Here is a 15449-nt window from a genome sequence, read left to right on the forward strand (position 1 = left end):
GACAGCCGTTCAGTTGATGGTCCACGGGGAGCCGGACGCCCCGGGTGTCGCGGACGGGGCGGGCTCGAAGACGGCGGGACTCGCGTCGCCGGACGGCGTGGGCACGGCGGCATCCGGGAGCGAGCCCGCCGTGGGCAGGGTGGGGCTCTCCTCCAGGCGCTGCCCGATCGTTTCGGCGGGTCCGCCGTCCGGGACGACCGGGTCGGTGGACAGGTGCGACCACGCGGTCAGGGCGAGGGCGGCCGCGGCGGCCGTGCCGAGCACCCGGCCGATCCGCCGCGCCCGGGCCCGGCCGTCCAGCTCGCGCCAGGCGGGACCCGCCCATGTGTCCTCCGCGCGCCACGCCTCGCCGACCGTGGGAACGGGAGCAGGGGCGAGGGCCTCGCCCGGCCGGTCCGCAGGGGGCTCCGGCGGCCGCCCGGGGAGCCGGTCCCGGGCGGCGGGCTCCCTGGGGGCGGAGGCGCGGATGGCGCGTTCGTCGTCCTCCAGGAAGAGCCGCCAGACGTACTCGGGCACGGTCGGCGTGCCGTCCGGCCCCTGAGGGGCGTCGCCGCCCGGTCCGGAAGCTGTCATGGTCCCGCTCTTCCTGTGGTCGGCCCCGGGCGGGCGAGGGCGGCGGAGGGTGACGGCCCGCCCGCCACCGGTCCCGGCGCCGGATGGTCATGGCCCGGCGGACTCCGTCGGCCGCCAACCCCTAAGAACGCGCGGGGCGCGGGGCCCGTTCCCCCCGCCGCCGGTCGTGACGCGGTCGTGATGGTGCCCGCCCCCGGGGGCGCCCCGGATTCAGGGGGCCGCCGGAGACGGAGCCGGCGCCGGGGACGCCGTGTTCACGTTCAGGTCGGGCCGCGGCTTCAGCACCCGCACCTGCTCGCCCGGCTGCGGCGGGGGCGGGGTGACCTTCTCCCGGGGCAGCTTCGCCGGTCCGGTCTGCTGGAAGGTGACCCGGTCGTACTCGACCAGGCCGGTCTTCTCCAGCACCGTGATGTGGTCCAGGACGGTGTCGTTGGCCAGGTCCGCCAACTGCCGCACGAGCGTGTTCTTGGTGGCGGCCCGGATGGTGGCGATGGCGGGGAAGATCTGGCCGTGCGTCACCCGCATGATGTTGACCGCCGCCGAGTCGAACTCCTTGCCGCTCCTGGCGTCCACCGTCGCCACGAAGCCCTCCTGCTGCGGGGAGGCCCGGTTGGGCAGGGTGATGCCCAACTCGGGGGCGATCTCGCGGCACTTCGCGTCGAGACCGGCGTGCCCGACGACCAGGTGCTCCCCGGCCGTCCTCATCGCCTGCGTCGTACCGCGCTCCCTCACCATCTCGCCCAGCGGGTACTCCCACAGCCCGGCGGCACGGACCTTGACCACGAAGTCGCGGTCCGCCTCGGTCAGCGGGCCGAACCTCGTACTGGCCACCACCCGGTTCTGGTCGCCGTCGGGCTTGTCCAGACCGAGCACGGCCGGGAAGGCCAGCGCGGTGAGGGTCAGGGTCATCGCACCGAACAGGACGAGGACTCCGATCCTGCTTCGGGACAGGCGCATGGTGCCTCCAGGGGCGACGCGGGGGACGCGCACGCGTGCGCGTCCCGGTGACGCCAGGAGGTACGGAAACGGCGGGCGGATCTATCACCGCCCGGCACAGAACTTGCGCGCCCCGGACGGCCGCCGGGCCGGTTCAGCCGAGGGCGGCGCCGTACACGCGCTCGACCGCGATGGTGAGCAGCACCCGGCGGTCGGACACCATCGTCGCCCGGTACTCGTCCCAGTCCGGGTGCTCCCCGGACGCGGCGCGGTAGTACGCCACCAGGGCCTCGACCTCCGGCCCGTGCGGGTCGGTGCCCGGCCCGGTGAGGGTGGCGACGCCCTCGGCGGTGGCCCAGGACCTGCCGTCCGGGGCGGTCACCTCCAGCGTGGCCCGCGGGTCCCGGCGCAGGTTCGCCGTCTTGGCGAGCCCTTCGCGCGTCGACACCCGGATGACGCCGGCCGCCTCGTCGTAGGCGGGCATCACGGGGGAGAGCTGCGGGCGGCCGTCCGACTTGATCGTCGCCAGGACGCCGAGCCGACTCGTCGCCAGCAGGGTTCGGGGATCGAAGCGCGGTGTGGTGGTCATGAGCCGATCATCACCCCGCGGGGCGCGGCCTGTCCTGCGAACCGTCCCCCGAACAGCGCCGCCGCGGCCGGCTCAGGGCACCGAGGGGCCGCTCAGGTAGGTGCCGGACTCGTCGTAGGGCCAGGCGTTGGCGACGCACCCCTTGAGGCCCTTGATCTGCTGCATCATCGCCGGGGCGGGCCGCCCGGCGCCGGGGCAGGTCTCGTGGCCGTGGCCGATGCGGTGGCCGACCTCGTGGTTGACGATCAGCGCCCGGTACTCGTGGATCGGGCCGTCGAACTCCGGCGAACCCAGCACCCAGCGCTTGAGGTTCACCACGACGTCCGTGCCGACGCTGCAGTTGACCTCGCCCCGCGTGAGCAGCCCCGCCGCGCCGCAGATCTTGTCCACGGTGCCCGGCGTGGCGATCTTCACCACGAAGTCGTACGAACCGCTGCTGACCAGACGGAAGGAGTTGGTCCCGTCCCGGGTCCAGCCGCGCCGGTCGGCGAGCACCTCGGCTATCTCGTCGGCCGCCGCACCGGGCCGGACGTCGATGCCCTCCTCCACCAGGACCTTGTAGCGGCGTACGCGACTGCCGGTGCCCACGGTCGTGCCGTCGGCCTGGGCGGTGACGAAGGTGCCGGGACCGGTCGCCGGAATGGCGATGGTCGAGGGAGAGGCCGAGGGAGAGGCCGAGGGCGACGTGGAGGCCGTCACGGACGACGAGGGGGAGGGGGAGGAGGAGGCGGAGGGCGTTCTGGTCGAGGCGTCCAGGGCGTCCGTGACGTCGGCCACCTGGTCGTCCGTCACCGGCGGCCGGGTCTCCCGCCAGTACGCCACGGCGGCACCCGCGGTGAGCAGGACGGCCCCCAGGGCGACGCAGGCCAGGACCGCGCGGGCGGGTCCGCGGCGTCTGCGTCTGCGGGAGCGGGATCTGTGCCCCGCACCGTCGCCTCCGGTTCTCCGGCTGGCCCGGCGGGCGGTGGATCGGCCCACGGCGTGCGTCCTCTCTGCTGGTCGTCGGGGCACGCACGGCGCATCGCTGTGCTGTTGTACCCCCAAGATCCAAGCGGACGGACGTACGAAAACGTCACGGTTTCCGAGGTGTCCCTTCTCACGCGGACATTCGATTGCTGAAGGCAACCGATCGGCCTCCGGAAACGTCTTCGCCGGGGTCACCCGTTTCCGCGGGTGACCCCGGCGCGCGGGGGCGGTGCCGTCAGCCGGCGGGGGTCCGCTCCCAGCGGTAGAAGCAGCGCGCCATCGCGTCCTTCGGACCGCGCCAGGTCGCCGGGTCGTACGCCGAGACGTACGGCTCGAGCCGCTCGCTGACCCGGCGGAACTCCGGGTGGCCGGTCAGCCTGCCGATGGTGGGGGCCGGGTCCTCGTCGCTCTCGATGAGGTGCAGGTACACGCCGTCGCCGAACTCGAAGAGGCTGCGCCGGTTGACGCCGACCAGGTGCGGCAGTTCGCCGCTGTCGGACTCCGCGAACACCTTCGCGATGTCCGGTGCCGCGCCGGGTGCCATCCGGGCGACGATCAGTGTGTGGTGCATGGGGGTACTGCCCTTCGCCGAGGTCGGTCGGTGCCGGTCGGTGCCGGTCCGTGCTGGGGGGCCGGTCTCAGTCGGCGAGCACCGACGCGGTGCGCCGCTCGCCCGCCGCCTGCTCGATCCGGTCCCGGATCAGCGCCATCTGCGTACGCGAGTTGCGGTTGATGTTGTCCGTCATCCAGGCGTCGTCCACGGGCGCGTCCGGCTTCATCGCGAAGTCCTGCGTCCAGCGCATGACGGTGCCCTCGGCGGTCTCGGCGTACTCCCAGACGATGTTCATGTACTGGAAGGGGCCGGTCTCGACCCGGTGGGCGCGGACGGTGCGGGTGACGGGGTCGGCGACCCGCTCGGAGACCCAGCTCCACACCTTGCCGTCGGCGTCCGGGTGCATGGTGAGCCGGAAGGTCACCTTGTCCCCGTCGCGGTCGAGCACCTCCACGGAGGCGTACTCGCTGAACAGCCCGGGCCACTTCTCGATGTCGTTGGTCATGTTCCAGACCAGCTCCATCGGGGCGGCGATGGTGATCTCGTTGTCGGTGTGCCCTGCCATGTCACACTCCCGTCTTCAGGGCGCCGTTGACCAGCGCGAGGAAATCGGCGGGCGTCTTGCAGCGCTCGGCCTGCTCGGGCAGGCCCAGGCCGTACCGCTTCTCCAGCTCGGCCACGATGCCCAGCAGGCCGAGGGAGTCCAGGCCGAAGGTGTCGAAACCGTCGTCGGCCTGCTGCCGGAGGGTGGCCGGGTCGACGTGCACGCCGGCGGTGCGCTTCATCAGCGCCGACAGCTCCTCGACGGTCACCTCGTGGTCCAGTTGCTCGGTCATGGTGTCCTCCTTGACTCGGTTGGCAGGCCACGGACGTTCTCCGTGGCCCTCGGTGGTCGGTCGGGCCCGGGGTCAGCGGCCCGCGGGCGGCACGGTGCCCCGGCGCAGGACGAGCGCCGAGTTGGACCCCATGAGGCCGCGCGCCAGGACCAGGGCCGTGCGCGGCTCGGCCGGGCGGGCCCGGCCGGTCACCACGTCCAGGTCGTGGCACACGTCGGCCACGTGCGGGGTCGGCGGGACCAGCCCGTGCTCCATCGCGAGCACCGCCGTCGCCACGTCCAGCACCGGCGCCGCGCAGTACGCCCGTCCGGTCCCCGTCTTGGGCGCGGTCACCGGCACCCGCGCGGCGTGCGGGCCCAGCGCGTCGGCCAGGGCCAGGGCCTCGGCCCGGTCGGCCTCCGGGACCCCGAGGGCGTCCGCGAAGACCACGTCCACGTCCTCCGGCCGGCAGCCCGCCTCGGCCAGGGCGCCCTCGATCGCGCGGGCCAGGCCCTGGCGGGAGAGCTCCCAGCGCCCGGGTCCGGTGAAGGTCGCCGCGTGCCCGGCCACCGTCGCCCGCACGTCCGCGCCGCGCTCCCGGGCCGCCGTCTCGTCCTCCACGAGGAGTACGGCCCCGCCCTCGGCCGGCGCGAACCCGCAGGCCGCATCGGTGAACGGGCGGTAGGCACGGTCGGGTTCGGCGGACCGGCTCAGCTCGGGGTAGCCGAGCTGGCAGACGATCGAGTACGGGGCCAACGGAGCCTCCGTCGCGCCGCAGACCACCGTGTCGGTGCCGTTGCGCACGGCCAGCGCCGCGTGTGCCAGGGCGTCCAGACCGCCCGCCTCGTCGGCGGCCACGACCCCGCAGGGACCCTTGAAGTCGTTGCGTATGGAGACCTGGCCCGTGCTGGCCGCGTAGAACCAGGCGATCGACTGGTACGGGCCGACGTGCCGCGAGCCCTGGCCCCACAGGTTCTGCAGCTCCCGCTGCCCGAACTCGCCACCGCCCGAACCGGCCGCGGTGACCACGCCGACCGTGAACGGCGAGTCGACGTCCGCCCGGCCGAACCGGGCGTCGGCCAGGGCGTGCTGGGTGGCGGCCAGCGCGAAGTGCGTGAACCGGTCGGTCTGGACGAGGAAGCGGTCCTCGACCGTCTCGGCCGCGTCGAAGCCGTGCACCTCGCCCGCGACCCGCAGCGGCAGGTGCGCGCAGCCCTCCCGGGTGACGGGACCGAGACTGCTGGTGCCGTCGGCGACCGCCTTCCAGTGCGCCTCGACGCCGGTGCCGTGCGGGGACACCACGCCCAGGCCGGTGACGACCGCGCGCCGGGGCCCGCCCTTGGTCTGTCCTGGTCCGCTCATCGCAGCCCTCCTTCACTGCCGCTCAGCACGACCGCGGACTGGAAGCCGCCGAAGCCGCTGCCCACCGACAGCACGTGCCGCAGCGTCCGCTCCCGTGCCTCCCGCGGCACGTAGTCCAGGTCGCACTCGGGGTCGGGGGTCGTGTAGTTGGCCGTCGGCGGCACCACCTGGTGGGCCATCGCCAGCACGCACGCGGCCAGTTCGATCGAGCCGATCGCCCCCAGCGAGTGGCCGACCATCGACTTGATCGAGCTCATCGGCGTCGCGTAGGCGTGCTCGCCCAGCGAGCGCTTGACGGCCGCGGTCTCGTGCCGGTCGTTCTGCTGCGTGCCGGAGCCGTGCGCGTTGACGTAGTCGATCGCGGAGCCGTCGAGGCGGGCCATGTCCAGCGCCGTGTCGATGGCCCGCGCCATCTCCAGGCCCTCCTTGGTGAGCCCGGTCATGTGGTACGCGTTGCCGAACGTGGCGTAGCCGGAGATCTCGCAGTACACGTCCGCGCCCCGGGCCCGGGCGTGCTCCAGGTCCTCCAGGACCAGCACCGCCGCGCCCTCGCCCATCACGAAGCCGTTGCGGTCGGCGTCGAAGGGGCGGGAGGCGTGCGCGGGGTCGTCGTTGTTGGGCGAGGTCGCCTTGATGGCGTCGAAGCAGGCCATCGTGATCGGCGATATCGGCGAGTCCGACGCGCCCGCCAGGCACACGTCGACGCGTCCCTCGGCGACCGCGTGAAAGGCGTACCCGACCGCGTCGAGGCCGGACGTGCACCCGGTGGAGACGGTCTGCACCGGTCCGCGCACCCCGAACTCCTCGGCGACCGCGGAGGAGAGGGTGGCGGGCGTGAACGCGCGCTCCAGGTGCGGCTCGGCCCGCCGGTCGTCGACGTCCCAGCGCGTGCCGCGCTCACTGACCAGCACGTAGTCGTGTTCCAGCCGGGTGGTGCCGCCGACCGCCGTGCCGAGGGTCGCGCCGGTCCGCCAGGGGTCCTCGCGGTTCATGTCGAGGTTCGCGTCCCGGACCGCCTCCGAGGCGGCCACCAGCGCGAACTGCACGTACCGGTCGCAGCGTTGGGCCGTGGCGAGGCCGAGCCCGTGGTCGGCGGGCTCGAAGTCGCACTCGGCGGCGATCTGCGACCGCAGCCCGGCCGGGTCGAACAGGGAGATGCGGCGCGTCGCCGTACGGCCTTCGGACAGCAGCCCCCAGAACTGGGGCACGCCGATCCCGCCCGGGGCGACGACGCCTATGCCCGTGACGGCGACCCTCCGCCGGGTCATGACACCACCTCGGCCGCGGGGGCGGGCCGCTCGTGCGCGGCGTGGCCGTGGGCCCCGTCGCACGGGAGCGCGTTGCCCTCCGCGTCCTCCGTGTCGACGTGGCCCAGCTCCGGCCGCGGGGCCAGCGGCCCCAGGTGGAAGACGAGCCGCGCCTCGACGTCACCCGTGTTGCGGAAACGGTGGCGCATGTCCTGCGGGATCAGCAGCCCCTGCCCGGTGGCGAGCGAGTGCGGCACCCCGTCCAGGTCCACTTCGAGGGCGCCCTCCGTGACGTACACGAACTCCTCGGAGTACGGGTGGTAGTGCTCGGCGATGCGGTCGCCGGGCTGCACGATGGCCACGCCCATGAAGCCGCTGGTCGAACCGGCGGTGGTGGGCGTGAGGAGAGCGCGGAGGTCTCCGCCGCGGCGGCGGTTCGGCGCGATGTCGCCGAGGGAGACGATGCGTACCTGCTGGTCTGTCATGTCGTTCACTCCGGGGAGACGGGAGGAAGTGGGGGAGAAGGGGGAGGGACGGTGCGGAGAGGGGCGGGAACGGGTCCACGCGGACCGGCGGGCACACCGCCGGGGAGGGCTCCTCAGGAACCGGCCGAACTCCGGTCGGTCAGAGGCGTCATACGGAGCCGGGTCAGCAGCCGGGACAGCGTCGCGGGCTCGGCCGGCGACCCCTCGACGCCGGCCGCGGCGACGTCCAGCAGCCGCTCGGCGGCCGCGGCGCCCTCGGCCCCGTGCAGGCCCAGCACGGCGGCGGGCGCGGACTCGGGATCACCGGCCACGTCGACGAGCCGTACGACGAGGTCGTCGCGGTGGAAGACGGTGGCCGCCAGCACGGGACCCGCCGGGTCCTGCGCGGCCGACGCGTCCTGCCGGGCCAGCAGCCGGGCCAGTTCCCCGCCCGCGCCGGCGCGCACCGGGTAGAGCAGCGCGAGCCGCTCGATGCGCGCACCGGCCCGCCCACCGGTCGCCGCGTGGTGGACGGCCGGCATGGCGGCCCGGGTGAAGAACCGCCGGGCGGACTGCGGGTCGGCGAGGTCCCGGTCCTGCTCCAGGTACGGGTTGAGGGCCTCCTCGACGGCCCGTACCCCGGGCTGCCGGGCCACGTGGCGCAGCGCGGTCTGCAGGTCGCCCCGCACCTCCACCGCGCGCACGATCCGGTTGCCCTGCATGAACAGCGAGGTGCGCAGCAGCCGCGTGGAGCCGTCCACGTGGGCCTCGGGCGACACGTACTCGGACAGCAGCCGGGCGGTCTCCGCCTCGCTGCCGGGCCGTACGGTGAAGGTCAGGGCGTGCCGCACGACGTTGCCGCCGATGCGGGGCGCGGAGCGCGGCTCACCGGGTGCCGGGCGCCCGCCGTCGGTCTCCCGCAGGACGCTGTAGCGCAGCGAGTGGGTGTCACGGACGCAGGTCTGCAAGGGCTCGACGGTGTCCAGGTGCTCGTCGCTGTTGACCCAGGCCAGGAAGGGCGCGGCGCTCTCCCACTCGCTGGTCAGCAGCCACTGGGTCGGGTTCTCCAGGGACTGGCAGAGCTGGTCGCTGACGTGCCCCGGAACGGCGGCGACCCGGTCGCGGATGCGTTCGTAGGCGTCCAGGAACTCCTGCTGCATGCCGTCGTGGACGTCCAGCATCAGGACGACCCGTACGCGGGAACCGTCGAACGCGGATATCGACACGCCGCCCGCGTCCGCCGCCACGGACGTGGTGTCCGTGGCGACCGTCGCGTCCGTGGCATCCGTGGTCGGGGCATCCGTCGCTACGACGGGAGAGACCGTCATCCGGCCCACCTCTTCTCCGGGGGACTTCTCGTGGACTGGGGCGATCGTCACTGGCGCGCGCCGTGCCGGCGGGGTGTGACGGTCGCACAAGCACGATCGTGGGCCGTGCCCGCGGGCTCCGCGAACCAGGAGGGTTAAGCGGGTGAAGCCTGCGCCGCCGCGGGCCTCGACGGGCCGTACGGGGCATGCATGAAGACCCCGGCGCACACCGGTCGCGGGGCGCGCCCGTCCCTCACGCACAGCGGTCGCGGAGGCGCGTCCGTCGCGGGGCGCGTTCCGTCCCGCGGGTCTGTCCCGCGGGTCTGTCCCGCAGGTGTGTCCCACAGGTCTGTCACGCACGTCTGTCACCCACGTCTGTCGCAACGGAGGACGAGCAACCATGAACGAAAGAGCCGACCGGTCCGGCGGCGCCCCCGGGGGCGACCGGACCCACCGTGTCCCGGTCCTCGTCGTCGGAGGGTCCCTGGTGGGCCTGTCGATGTCGGTCTTCCTGGGCCGGCTGGGCGTCCGGCACACCCTCGTCGAGCGGCACGCCGGCACCTCCATCCACCCCCGCGGGCGCGGCAACAACGTCCGCACGATGGAGATCTTCCGGGTGGCCGGCGCCGAGCCGGACATCCGCAGGGCCGCCGCCACCCTGGCCGACAACCACGGCATCCTCCAGACGCCCACCCTGGCCGGTGACGCGGGGGAGTGGCTGTTCAAGCAGATCGACCCCGGCAACGGACTGGCCCGCTTCAGCCCCAGCTCCTGGTGCCTGTGCAGCCAGAACGACTTGGAACCCGAACTCCTCACCCACGCCGCCACCCTCGGCGGCGACCTCCGCTTCGGCACCGAGATGCTCTCCTTCGAGGCCGACGCCGACGGCGTCACCGCGATCGTGAAGAGCCGGGAGACCGGCGAGCACACCACCATCCGCGCGGACTACCTGGTCGCCGCCGACGGCCCCCGCAGCCCCGTCCGCGAACAGCTCGGCATCGGCCAGAGCGGCCCCGGCGACCTCTTCCACAACGTCAGCATCACCTTCCGCTCCCGCCGCCTCGCCGACGTCGTGGGCGACCGCCGCTTCATCGTCTGCTACCTGACGGACGAGAACGCCGACGGCGCCCTCCTGCCCGTGGACAACCGCGAGAACTGGGTCTTCCACGCCCCCTGGCACCCCGACCAGGGCGAAACGGTGGAGGACTTCACCGACGAGCGCTGCGCCGCCCACATCCGCCGCGCCGTCGGCGACCCCGGCCTCGACGTCGAGATCACCGGCAAGGCGCCCTGGCACGCCGCCCAGCGCGTCGCCCGCAGCTACCGCTCCGGCCGCGTCCTGCTGGCCGGCGACTCGGCCCACGAGATGTCCCCCACCGGCGCCTTCGGCTCCAACACCGGCATCCAGGACGCCCACAACCTCGCCTGGAAGCTGGCGGCGGTACTGGAGGGCTGGGCGGGCGAGGCCCTCCTGGACACCTACGACACGGAACGCCGCCCGGTCGCCGAGGCCACCAGCGCCCGCGCCGCCCACCGCTCGGTCGAGCACAGCCACCCGGGCTTCGCACCGCCGCCGGTGATGGGGGGCGGAGGGCCCGGTGGGGGCGGCGCCGCCCCCGGTGGCCCCGGTGGTCCTGGTGGCTCCGGCGGCCCCGGTGGCCCCGGTGGTCCGGGTGGCCCCGGTGGTCCGGGTGCCCCCGGGGTTGCGTCGGGTGCGTCGGGTGCGTCCGTGCCGTCCGGGGGTGCTCCCGGGGGGCCGGGCGGCGGTCCAGGCGGTGCGGCTCGCGGCGGTCCGGACGGGGCTCCCGGAGGCGGTCCGGGCGGGGCTCCCGGAGGCGGTCCGCAGCGCGGCATCCTCAACGTCGCCCTCGGCTACCGCTACCCCCAGGGCGCGGTGGTCGGCGCCGACCCGGCGACGCCGGTGGTCCCGGAGGGGCTCGACCTCTCCGGCGCCCCCGGCAGCAGGGCCCCCCACCTCTGGCTCCGCCGGGACGAGGAGCGCCTGTCCACCCTGGACCTCTACGAGGACTCCCTCGTCCTGCTCAGCGACGCCGCCCAGCCCACCGGCTGGCACGAGGCGGCGACCGAGGTGGCCGCGGAGATGCGGGTCCCGCTGACGTCGTACCGCGTGGGCGGGAGCGCCGGGGCCGACCTGGTCCCGGACGACGAGGAGACCGACTGGGCGCGGGCCCACGGAGTGACCCGGGGCGGCGCCGTCCTGGTCCGCCCCGACGGCTTCGTGGCCTGGCGCTCCCCGGGCCCCGCCCCCGACCCGCGGGCGATGCTGCGCCAGGTGGTGGGCACGGTACTGGCCCGCGCCTGAGACCCGCGGTGCGAACCGGCGACGCACACCCCGCCGGCCGGCGCCTCAGCCGGCCGGCGTCCCGACGGCGCACCCTGCCGTCAACGCCGCACCGCGCCGTCACCGCCGCACCCTGCCGAAGGCGAGGTAGGCGAACCCCTCGCCCTCACGGGGCGCCCGCGTCCAGGACCGGGTGGTGAAGGTGGGCAGCCTGCCCTCGGTGAGCGCGAAGCGGGGCAGCGACAGCCCGAGTTCACCGTGCAGCGCGTCGAGCGCCCGCCGATGCCCCTCGTTCCCGGAATCCCCCGGGCGGAACAACCGGTCCGGGTCCAGGGCGTCGGGTATCGCCCCGGAGCGCTCGACCTCCGAGCCCCACAGGGTGAACGCGTACCGCTCCTCGCCCCCTTCGGCCACGGACAGGTGGAACGCGTCCGGGCGGCCCCCGGCGCTCGCGCCCCCCGGCTCGCACCACACCACCACGGCCCGCCCGGCCGCGGAGGCGTCGGTGACCGGCGACCGGAACAGCTGACTCATGTGGTGCAGGCCGTACCCGTCGAAGGCGAAGGCCCACGCCCCCTCGGCCCGCCCGGCGGCGACCACGGCCCGGTCCTCCCACAGCTCCACGCCCTCGTCCTCCCGCTCATGCGGTCTGCGCGCCGCCCGGGCCGCGTCGAACGGCCGCACGGGACCGCTCAGCACCGCCCCGTCCTCCCCGATCAGCCCGGGCAGCCGCGCGGGTTCGGCCCCCTCGACCCAGACACAGCGGTACCCGCCACCGAACGACCTGGGGAACCGGGCGGGCTCCGCCAGCCACGCGAGCCCCGGCGGGTCGAGGGCGGGCACCGCCTGGGGAGCGGGCCCCGTGTGCCCGGCCCGCGGCGTCGCCAGCAGCTCCCGCCCCCGCTCCGCGGTGACCAGCGGCCCCAGCACCGGATCGGCGAGCAGCCCGAGCGGAACGATCAGCAGGGGCCCGGGCTGCTCCCACCGCGGAAGCGCGTCCCGCAGCACCCGCCACGCCGCGTCGCACGCACCCCACCGGGCTGCCTCCCGGGCCTCGCCGACGGCCCGCCCCCAGGCACCGGCGGGCGCATAGCGGTAGGTCCCGTCCCGCACCTCCCCCAGCACGGCCTCGGCCGCCTCCCGCCCGGCGCCGCGGGCGGCCATCATCCCCAGCCAGTGCTCGTCACCGCCCGCCCGCCACTGCTCCTGCGCCGGCCCCACGGCCTCCACGGGCAGCACCTCCGGCAGGTAGCGCGCGTCGGCCACCAGACTGCCGTAGCCCCGGGAGTGCCCCGGAGCCAGGAAATGCCGTATCTGGTTCAACAGGACGGCACTGTGCGGCCGCCCGAACCCGGCCGCCTCCTCCAACAGCGGCACCGCCTCCTCGTACCGACCCCGCAGGGCCAGCGACCGCGCGCGCTCCACTCGCCCGTCCTGCTCACGCGTGGTCGCGTTCACGAAGTCGGACCGCTCGGCCCGGGTGGCGTGGAAATGGCGGTACATGGCCTCCATGTAGGCGCGGAACGACGGATACCGGTCCGGGAACTCGCCGCTCCAGCCCTGGTAGACGTAGAGCGCCCACTCACCGTCCTCGTCCCGGTCGCCCGGGTCGAGCAGCGCGTACGACGCGTCGGAGTCCGTCTCCAGCCGCAGCGCCCGCCGCCACATCCCGGCCAGCAGGACCGCCTCCCGCGACGGTTCGTCGTCCAGGAAACCCTCGTACACGGACGTCATGTCGTACGGATCCCCGAACCAGTCGATCTCCGCGATGCCGCCGAGCCGGTAGACCCCGGCCGTCTGGTCCACGAACCACCCGTCGCTCACGGCCAGGAACTCCCGGTACGACGGCGGCAACCGCCGGCCCAACCGCTCCTCCGCGGCGACGATCGCCGCCTCACCGGCCCCGTCCCGCCCGAGGACGACGGACCGGGGCCCGCCGTCGGCCTCCCCTTCGGGCCGGGGCATCCACTCCTCCTGCCAACGCCCGAGGAACCCGCGCCAGTTGAAGGACCCGTAGGAAGAAACACCGCTCATGCCCGCATGCTGTCACCGGGCACCGACAACGCGGCCGTGGCGTCATCCTCCGGGTTCCGACAGACCGGACACCTCGTCGACCAGAGGCTGGACGCGAGGGGGAACGACCGCACTCAGCGCGATGACCGTCGTACTGCGCCGCACCCCGGGAACCGCGAGCACGTGGTCGATCACCTCCTGGACGCGCTGGTTGCTCGTCCCCGCGATGCGGCACCAGATGTCGCCGGGCCCCGTCACGACGTGGGCCTCCAGGATCTGCGGAACGGCCCGCAGACGCGCCGCGATGGCCGCACGGGCCGGCTGGTCCACCTCGAACGTCGTGAACGCCTGCACCCCGTGCCCGAGCGCGGCGACGTCCACGTCCGGCCCGTATCCGGTCACGACACCGGCGCCGGCCAGCCGGTCGAGCCGTGCCTGCAACGTGCCGCGGGCCACCCCGAGTTGGCGGGCGATCTCCAGCAGCCCGTCGCGCGGACGCTCCCGGAGCAGCCGCAGCATCCGCCCGTCGAGCCGGTCGAGCCCCTGCCGTGCCACCGTACGCACCTGCCGATCTGCCACCGAAAAGGCAACCCGAAGCCCCTGTTCCTGCCGAATGAGCAAGCGAGGACGGCATCTGTTGCCTGTCCGGCACCCGCTGTCCCACTCTAAGGACTCCCGTCCACGAGGAGACCCGTGAGGCAGCACACGCACCCGTTCATCCCCTACCGCCCCGACCGCTACGACGAAGCCGAAATGATCCGCCGCGGACGGGACTTCGTCTCCTTCGTCGACCGCCGGCGCAGCGTGCGCTTCTTCAGCGACGAGCCGGTTCCCCGCGAGTGCATCGACCTCGCGGTCGCCGCGGCGAACACCGCGCCCTCCGGCGCCCACTTCCAGCCGTGGAAGTTCGCGGTGATCGGCGACGCCGGGACCAAGCACCGCATCCGGGTCGCCGCGGAGGCGGAGGAACGGGTGAACTACGAGGGCGGACGCATCCCGCCCGAGTGGCGCGCGGCGCTCGCCCCGCTCGAAACGGACTCCGACAAGGGCTTCCTCGAGGTCGTGCCGTGGATCGTGGTCTGCTTCGCCGAGAAGAGCACCGTGATGCCGGACGGCACGCTGCGCAAGAACTACTACGTGAACGAGAGCGTCGGCATCGCCTGCGGCCTCTTCATCACCGCCCTGCACACGATGGGCCTGAGCACGTTGACGCACACACCCAATCCCATGGCCTTCCTCACCAGGATCTGCGAACGCCCCGGCAACGAACGCCCCTACATCCTCTTCCCCGTCGGCCACGCGGCCCCCGACTGCGAGGTCCCGGACCTGACCCGCAAGCCCCTGGCGGAGGCGATCACGACCCCGATGACGTCCGGCCCCGGCGGGTGTCTGCCTACCGCAGGACAGGGGAAGACACGAGAAGCGCCCTGACCATCCTCGCCGGGAAGCCGTGGGCGGACGCCGTCGACCGCGACGCGCATCCGGCCGGATGCCCGGAGACCGTCGAAGGGGCCCGCGCCGCCGAGGGCTGCCGGGACTTCGCCACTCGGTCGACTTGATCGAACCGGACCGGATCAACGTCCACGAGCGCTGGGAGACGGACGAGGCACTCGCCCGCTTCCGCGGCGCGGGCCCGGAACCCGCGCAGGCGGCCCGGATCCGCGACGCGGAGGTGCGCGCGTACCGGATCGCGGCAGTCGAGGCACCGTAGCCCGGGCCTGCCTCCCGCACCCCGGAAGCCGCCGGAGGCGCCGGCCGGTCAGCGCGAGGCGCCGGGGCCTTCCAGCGCGCGCAGGCAGGCCGCCGCCTCGGAGACCTGGTCCTCGCTGAACACCCGCACCCCCGCGCGCCTCAACAGCGCCGTGGTGACACCGTGCCCCGGCACCCGCGCCCCCGCGAACCGCCCGTCATAGACACGAAGCGAGCCACAGGACGGACTGGACTCCTTCAACAACGCCACACGGGCGCCGGCACCCCGCGCCGCCTCCAGCGCGAGACGGGCCCCGCGGACGAACTGCCGGCTGACGTCCTCCCCGCCCTCGGTGAGCACCCGGGCGACCCCGTCCAGGACATCGTCTCCGTCACCGCCCACGATCTCCGCCGCCGCCCGCGGCACGGGCAACCCACCGGACACCTCCGGACAGAAGACGACGATCCGCCCCTCGCCCCGCCACCGCGCGACGACCTCGTCCCCGACGGGCTTCGCACCCCCGTCGTAACGCACGGGCCTGCCCAGCAAACAGGCACTCACCAAAATCCGCTCCACCGCGCCAGGCTACGAGGCGTCCCGGATCCACGCGGACGCGGAGGGCACGTCACCCT

At 74.2% G+C, this 15449-nt stretch carries 17 protein-coding genes; 3 read left to right on the forward strand and 14 right to left on the reverse strand.

What is annotated here, in order from left to right:
• Positions 1–9: 9 nt before the first annotated feature.
• From Sdi02f_RS11065 to Sdi02f_RS11115, 11 genes are all read right to left on the reverse strand, one after another.
• A complete protein-coding gene (locus tag Sdi02f_RS11065; protein WP_108933176.1) occupies positions 10–573 on the reverse strand; it encodes a hypothetical protein in 564 nt (187 codons plus the stop codon).
• Between the two features lie 210 nt (positions 574–783).
• A complete protein-coding gene (locus Sdi02f_RS11070; protein ID WP_108933177.1) occupies positions 784–1530 on the reverse strand; it encodes a DUF4142 domain-containing protein in 747 nt (248 codons plus the stop codon).
• A 133-nt stretch (positions 1531–1663) separates the two neighbouring features.
• The gene (locus Sdi02f_RS11075) at positions 1664–2098 is read right to left on the reverse strand and encodes a PPOX class F420-dependent oxidoreductase (RefSeq protein ID WP_030402770.1); all 435 of its coding nucleotides are present in this window, start codon (positions 2096–2098) and stop codon (positions 1664–1666) included.
• Between the two features lie 72 nt (positions 2099–2170).
• Positions 2171–3076 (reverse strand): DUF3152 domain-containing protein, encoded by a 906-nt coding sequence (locus Sdi02f_RS11080; RefSeq protein ID WP_108933178.1) that lies wholly within the window; start codon positions 3074–3076, stop codon positions 2171–2173.
• Between the two features lie 223 nt (positions 3077–3299).
• On the reverse strand, positions 3300–3635 hold the full coding sequence (locus Sdi02f_RS11085; RefSeq protein ID WP_030402768.1) for a TcmI family type II polyketide cyclase: 336 nt from the start codon (positions 3633–3635) through the stop codon (positions 3300–3302).
• A gap of 67 nt (positions 3636–3702) precedes the next feature.
• On the reverse strand, positions 3703–4182 hold the full coding sequence (locus Sdi02f_RS11090; RefSeq protein WP_030402767.1) for an SRPBCC family protein: 480 nt from the start codon (positions 4180–4182) through the stop codon (positions 3703–3705).
• Between the two features lies 1 nt (position 4183).
• Positions 4184–4453, reverse strand: coding sequence for an acyl carrier protein (locus tag Sdi02f_RS11095; protein WP_030402766.1), 270 nt, complete (start codon positions 4451–4453; stop codon positions 4184–4186).
• A 72-nt stretch (positions 4454–4525) separates the two neighbouring features.
• Positions 4526–5794 (reverse strand): ketosynthase chain-length factor, encoded by a 1269-nt coding sequence (locus Sdi02f_RS11100; protein ID WP_030402765.1) that lies wholly within the window; start codon positions 5792–5794, stop codon positions 4526–4528.
• Positions 5791–7062, reverse strand: coding sequence for a beta-ketoacyl-[acyl-carrier-protein] synthase family protein (locus tag Sdi02f_RS11105; protein ID WP_030402764.1), 1272 nt, complete (start codon positions 7060–7062; stop codon positions 5791–5793). Before Sdi02f_RS11105 ends, Sdi02f_RS11100 begins: the two co-directional genes overlap by 4 nt.
• Positions 7059–7526 carry a cupin domain-containing protein gene (locus tag Sdi02f_RS11110; RefSeq protein ID WP_030402763.1) on the reverse strand — a complete coding sequence of 156 codons (468 nt, stop codon included), beginning with the start codon at positions 7524–7526 and terminating at the stop codon, positions 7059–7061. The genes Sdi02f_RS11105 and Sdi02f_RS11110 overlap by 4 nt, the downstream gene beginning before the upstream one ends.
• A gap of 113 nt (positions 7527–7639) precedes the next feature.
• Complete coding sequence (locus Sdi02f_RS11115; protein WP_108933179.1) at positions 7640–8833, reverse strand: SchA/CurD-like domain-containing protein; 1194 nt, start codon at positions 8831–8833, stop codon at positions 7640–7642.
• A gap of 379 nt (positions 8834–9212) precedes the next feature.
• On the opposite strand from Sdi02f_RS11115, the gene Sdi02f_RS11120 reads away from it, so the two are divergent.
• Positions 9213–11135 carry an FAD-dependent oxidoreductase gene (locus Sdi02f_RS11120; protein WP_108933180.1) on the forward strand — a complete coding sequence of 641 codons (1923 nt, stop codon included), beginning with the start codon at positions 9213–9215 and terminating at the stop codon, positions 11133–11135.
• A 99-nt stretch (positions 11136–11234) separates the two neighbouring features.
• Here the strand turns inward: Sdi02f_RS11120 and Sdi02f_RS11125 are convergent, their stop codons facing one another.
• Together Sdi02f_RS11125 and Sdi02f_RS11130 are read right to left on the reverse strand one after the other, a co-directional pair.
• A complete protein-coding gene (locus tag Sdi02f_RS11125; RefSeq protein ID WP_167458152.1) occupies positions 11235–13148 on the reverse strand; it encodes an SMI1/KNR4 family protein in 1914 nt (637 codons plus the stop codon).
• Positions 13149–13190: 42 nt separating this feature from the next.
• Positions 13191–13682 carry an Lrp/AsnC family transcriptional regulator gene (locus tag Sdi02f_RS11130; RefSeq protein WP_108933182.1) on the reverse strand — a complete coding sequence of 164 codons (492 nt, stop codon included), beginning with the start codon at positions 13680–13682 and terminating at the stop codon, positions 13191–13193.
• A gap of 138 nt (positions 13683–13820) precedes the next feature.
• On the opposite strand from Sdi02f_RS11130, the gene Sdi02f_RS11135 reads away from it, so the two are divergent.
• Positions 13821–14558 (forward strand): nitroreductase family protein, encoded by a 738-nt coding sequence (locus Sdi02f_RS11135; protein WP_245962173.1) that lies wholly within the window; start codon positions 13821–13823, stop codon positions 14556–14558.
• A gap of 124 nt (positions 14559–14682) precedes the next feature.
• Positions 14683–14838, forward strand: a complete 156-nt coding sequence (locus Sdi02f_RS36380; RefSeq protein WP_245962174.1) for a hypothetical protein — start codon at positions 14683–14685, stop codon at positions 14836–14838.
• A 48-nt stretch (positions 14839–14886) separates the two neighbouring features.
• Here the strand turns inward: Sdi02f_RS36380 and Sdi02f_RS11145 are convergent, their stop codons facing one another.
• Positions 14887–15393 carry a 2-thiouracil desulfurase family protein gene (locus Sdi02f_RS11145; protein WP_108933183.1) on the reverse strand — a complete coding sequence of 169 codons (507 nt, stop codon included), beginning with the start codon at positions 15391–15393 and terminating at the stop codon, positions 14887–14889.
• Between the last annotated feature and the right edge of the window lie 56 nt (positions 15394–15449).

The sequence above is a fragment of the Streptomyces ardesiacus genome (genome assembly GCF_003112575.1).
In the GTDB taxonomy this organism is placed as follows: domain Bacteria; phylum Actinomycetota; class Actinomycetes; order Streptomycetales; family Streptomycetaceae; genus Streptomyces; species Streptomyces ardesiacus.

Bases quoted from the DNA above. Each gene is read 5' to 3' on its own strand.
- Sdi02f_RS11075 (WP_030402770.1), bottom strand. From the start codon at position 2,098: ATGACCACCACACCGCGCTTCGATCCCCGAACCCTGCTGGCGACGAGT.
- Sdi02f_RS11070 (WP_108933177.1), bottom strand. From the start codon at position 1,530: ATGCGCCTGTCCCGAAGCAGGATCGGAGTCCTCGTCCTGTTCGGTGCG.
- Sdi02f_RS11115 (WP_108933179.1), bottom strand. From the start codon at position 8,833: ATGACGGTCTCTCCCGTCGTAGCGACGGATGCCCCGACCACGGATGCC.
- Sdi02f_RS11110 (WP_030402763.1), bottom strand. From the start codon at position 7,526: ATGACAGACCAGCAGGTACGCATCGTCTCCCTCGGCGACATCGCGCCG.
- Sdi02f_RS11085 (WP_030402768.1), bottom strand. From the start codon at position 3,635: ATGCACCACACACTGATCGTCGCCCGGATGGCACCCGGCGCGGCACCG.
- Sdi02f_RS11095 (WP_030402766.1), bottom strand. From the start codon at position 4,453: ATGACCGAGCAACTGGACCACGAGGTGACCGTCGAGGAGCTGTCGGCG.
- Sdi02f_RS11100 (WP_030402765.1), bottom strand. From the start codon at position 5,794: ATGAGCGGACCAGGACAGACCAAGGGCGGGCCCCGGCGCGCGGTCGTC.
- Sdi02f_RS11090 (WP_030402767.1), bottom strand. From the start codon at position 4,182: ATGGCAGGGCACACCGACAACGAGATCACCATCGCCGCCCCGATGGAG.
- Sdi02f_RS11120 (WP_108933180.1), top strand. From the start codon at position 9,213: ATGAACGAAAGAGCCGACCGGTCCGGCGGCGCCCCCGGGGGCGACCGG.
- Sdi02f_RS11105 (WP_030402764.1), bottom strand. From the start codon at position 7,062: ATGACCCGGCGGAGGGTCGCCGTCACGGGCATAGGCGTCGTCGCCCCG.
- Sdi02f_RS11065 (WP_108933176.1), bottom strand. From the start codon at position 573: ATGACAGCTTCCGGACCGGGCGGCGACGCCCCTCAGGGGCCGGACGGC.
- Sdi02f_RS11125 (WP_167458152.1), bottom strand. From the start codon at position 13,148: ATGAGCGGTGTTTCTTCCTACGGGTCCTTCAACTGGCGCGGGTTCCTC.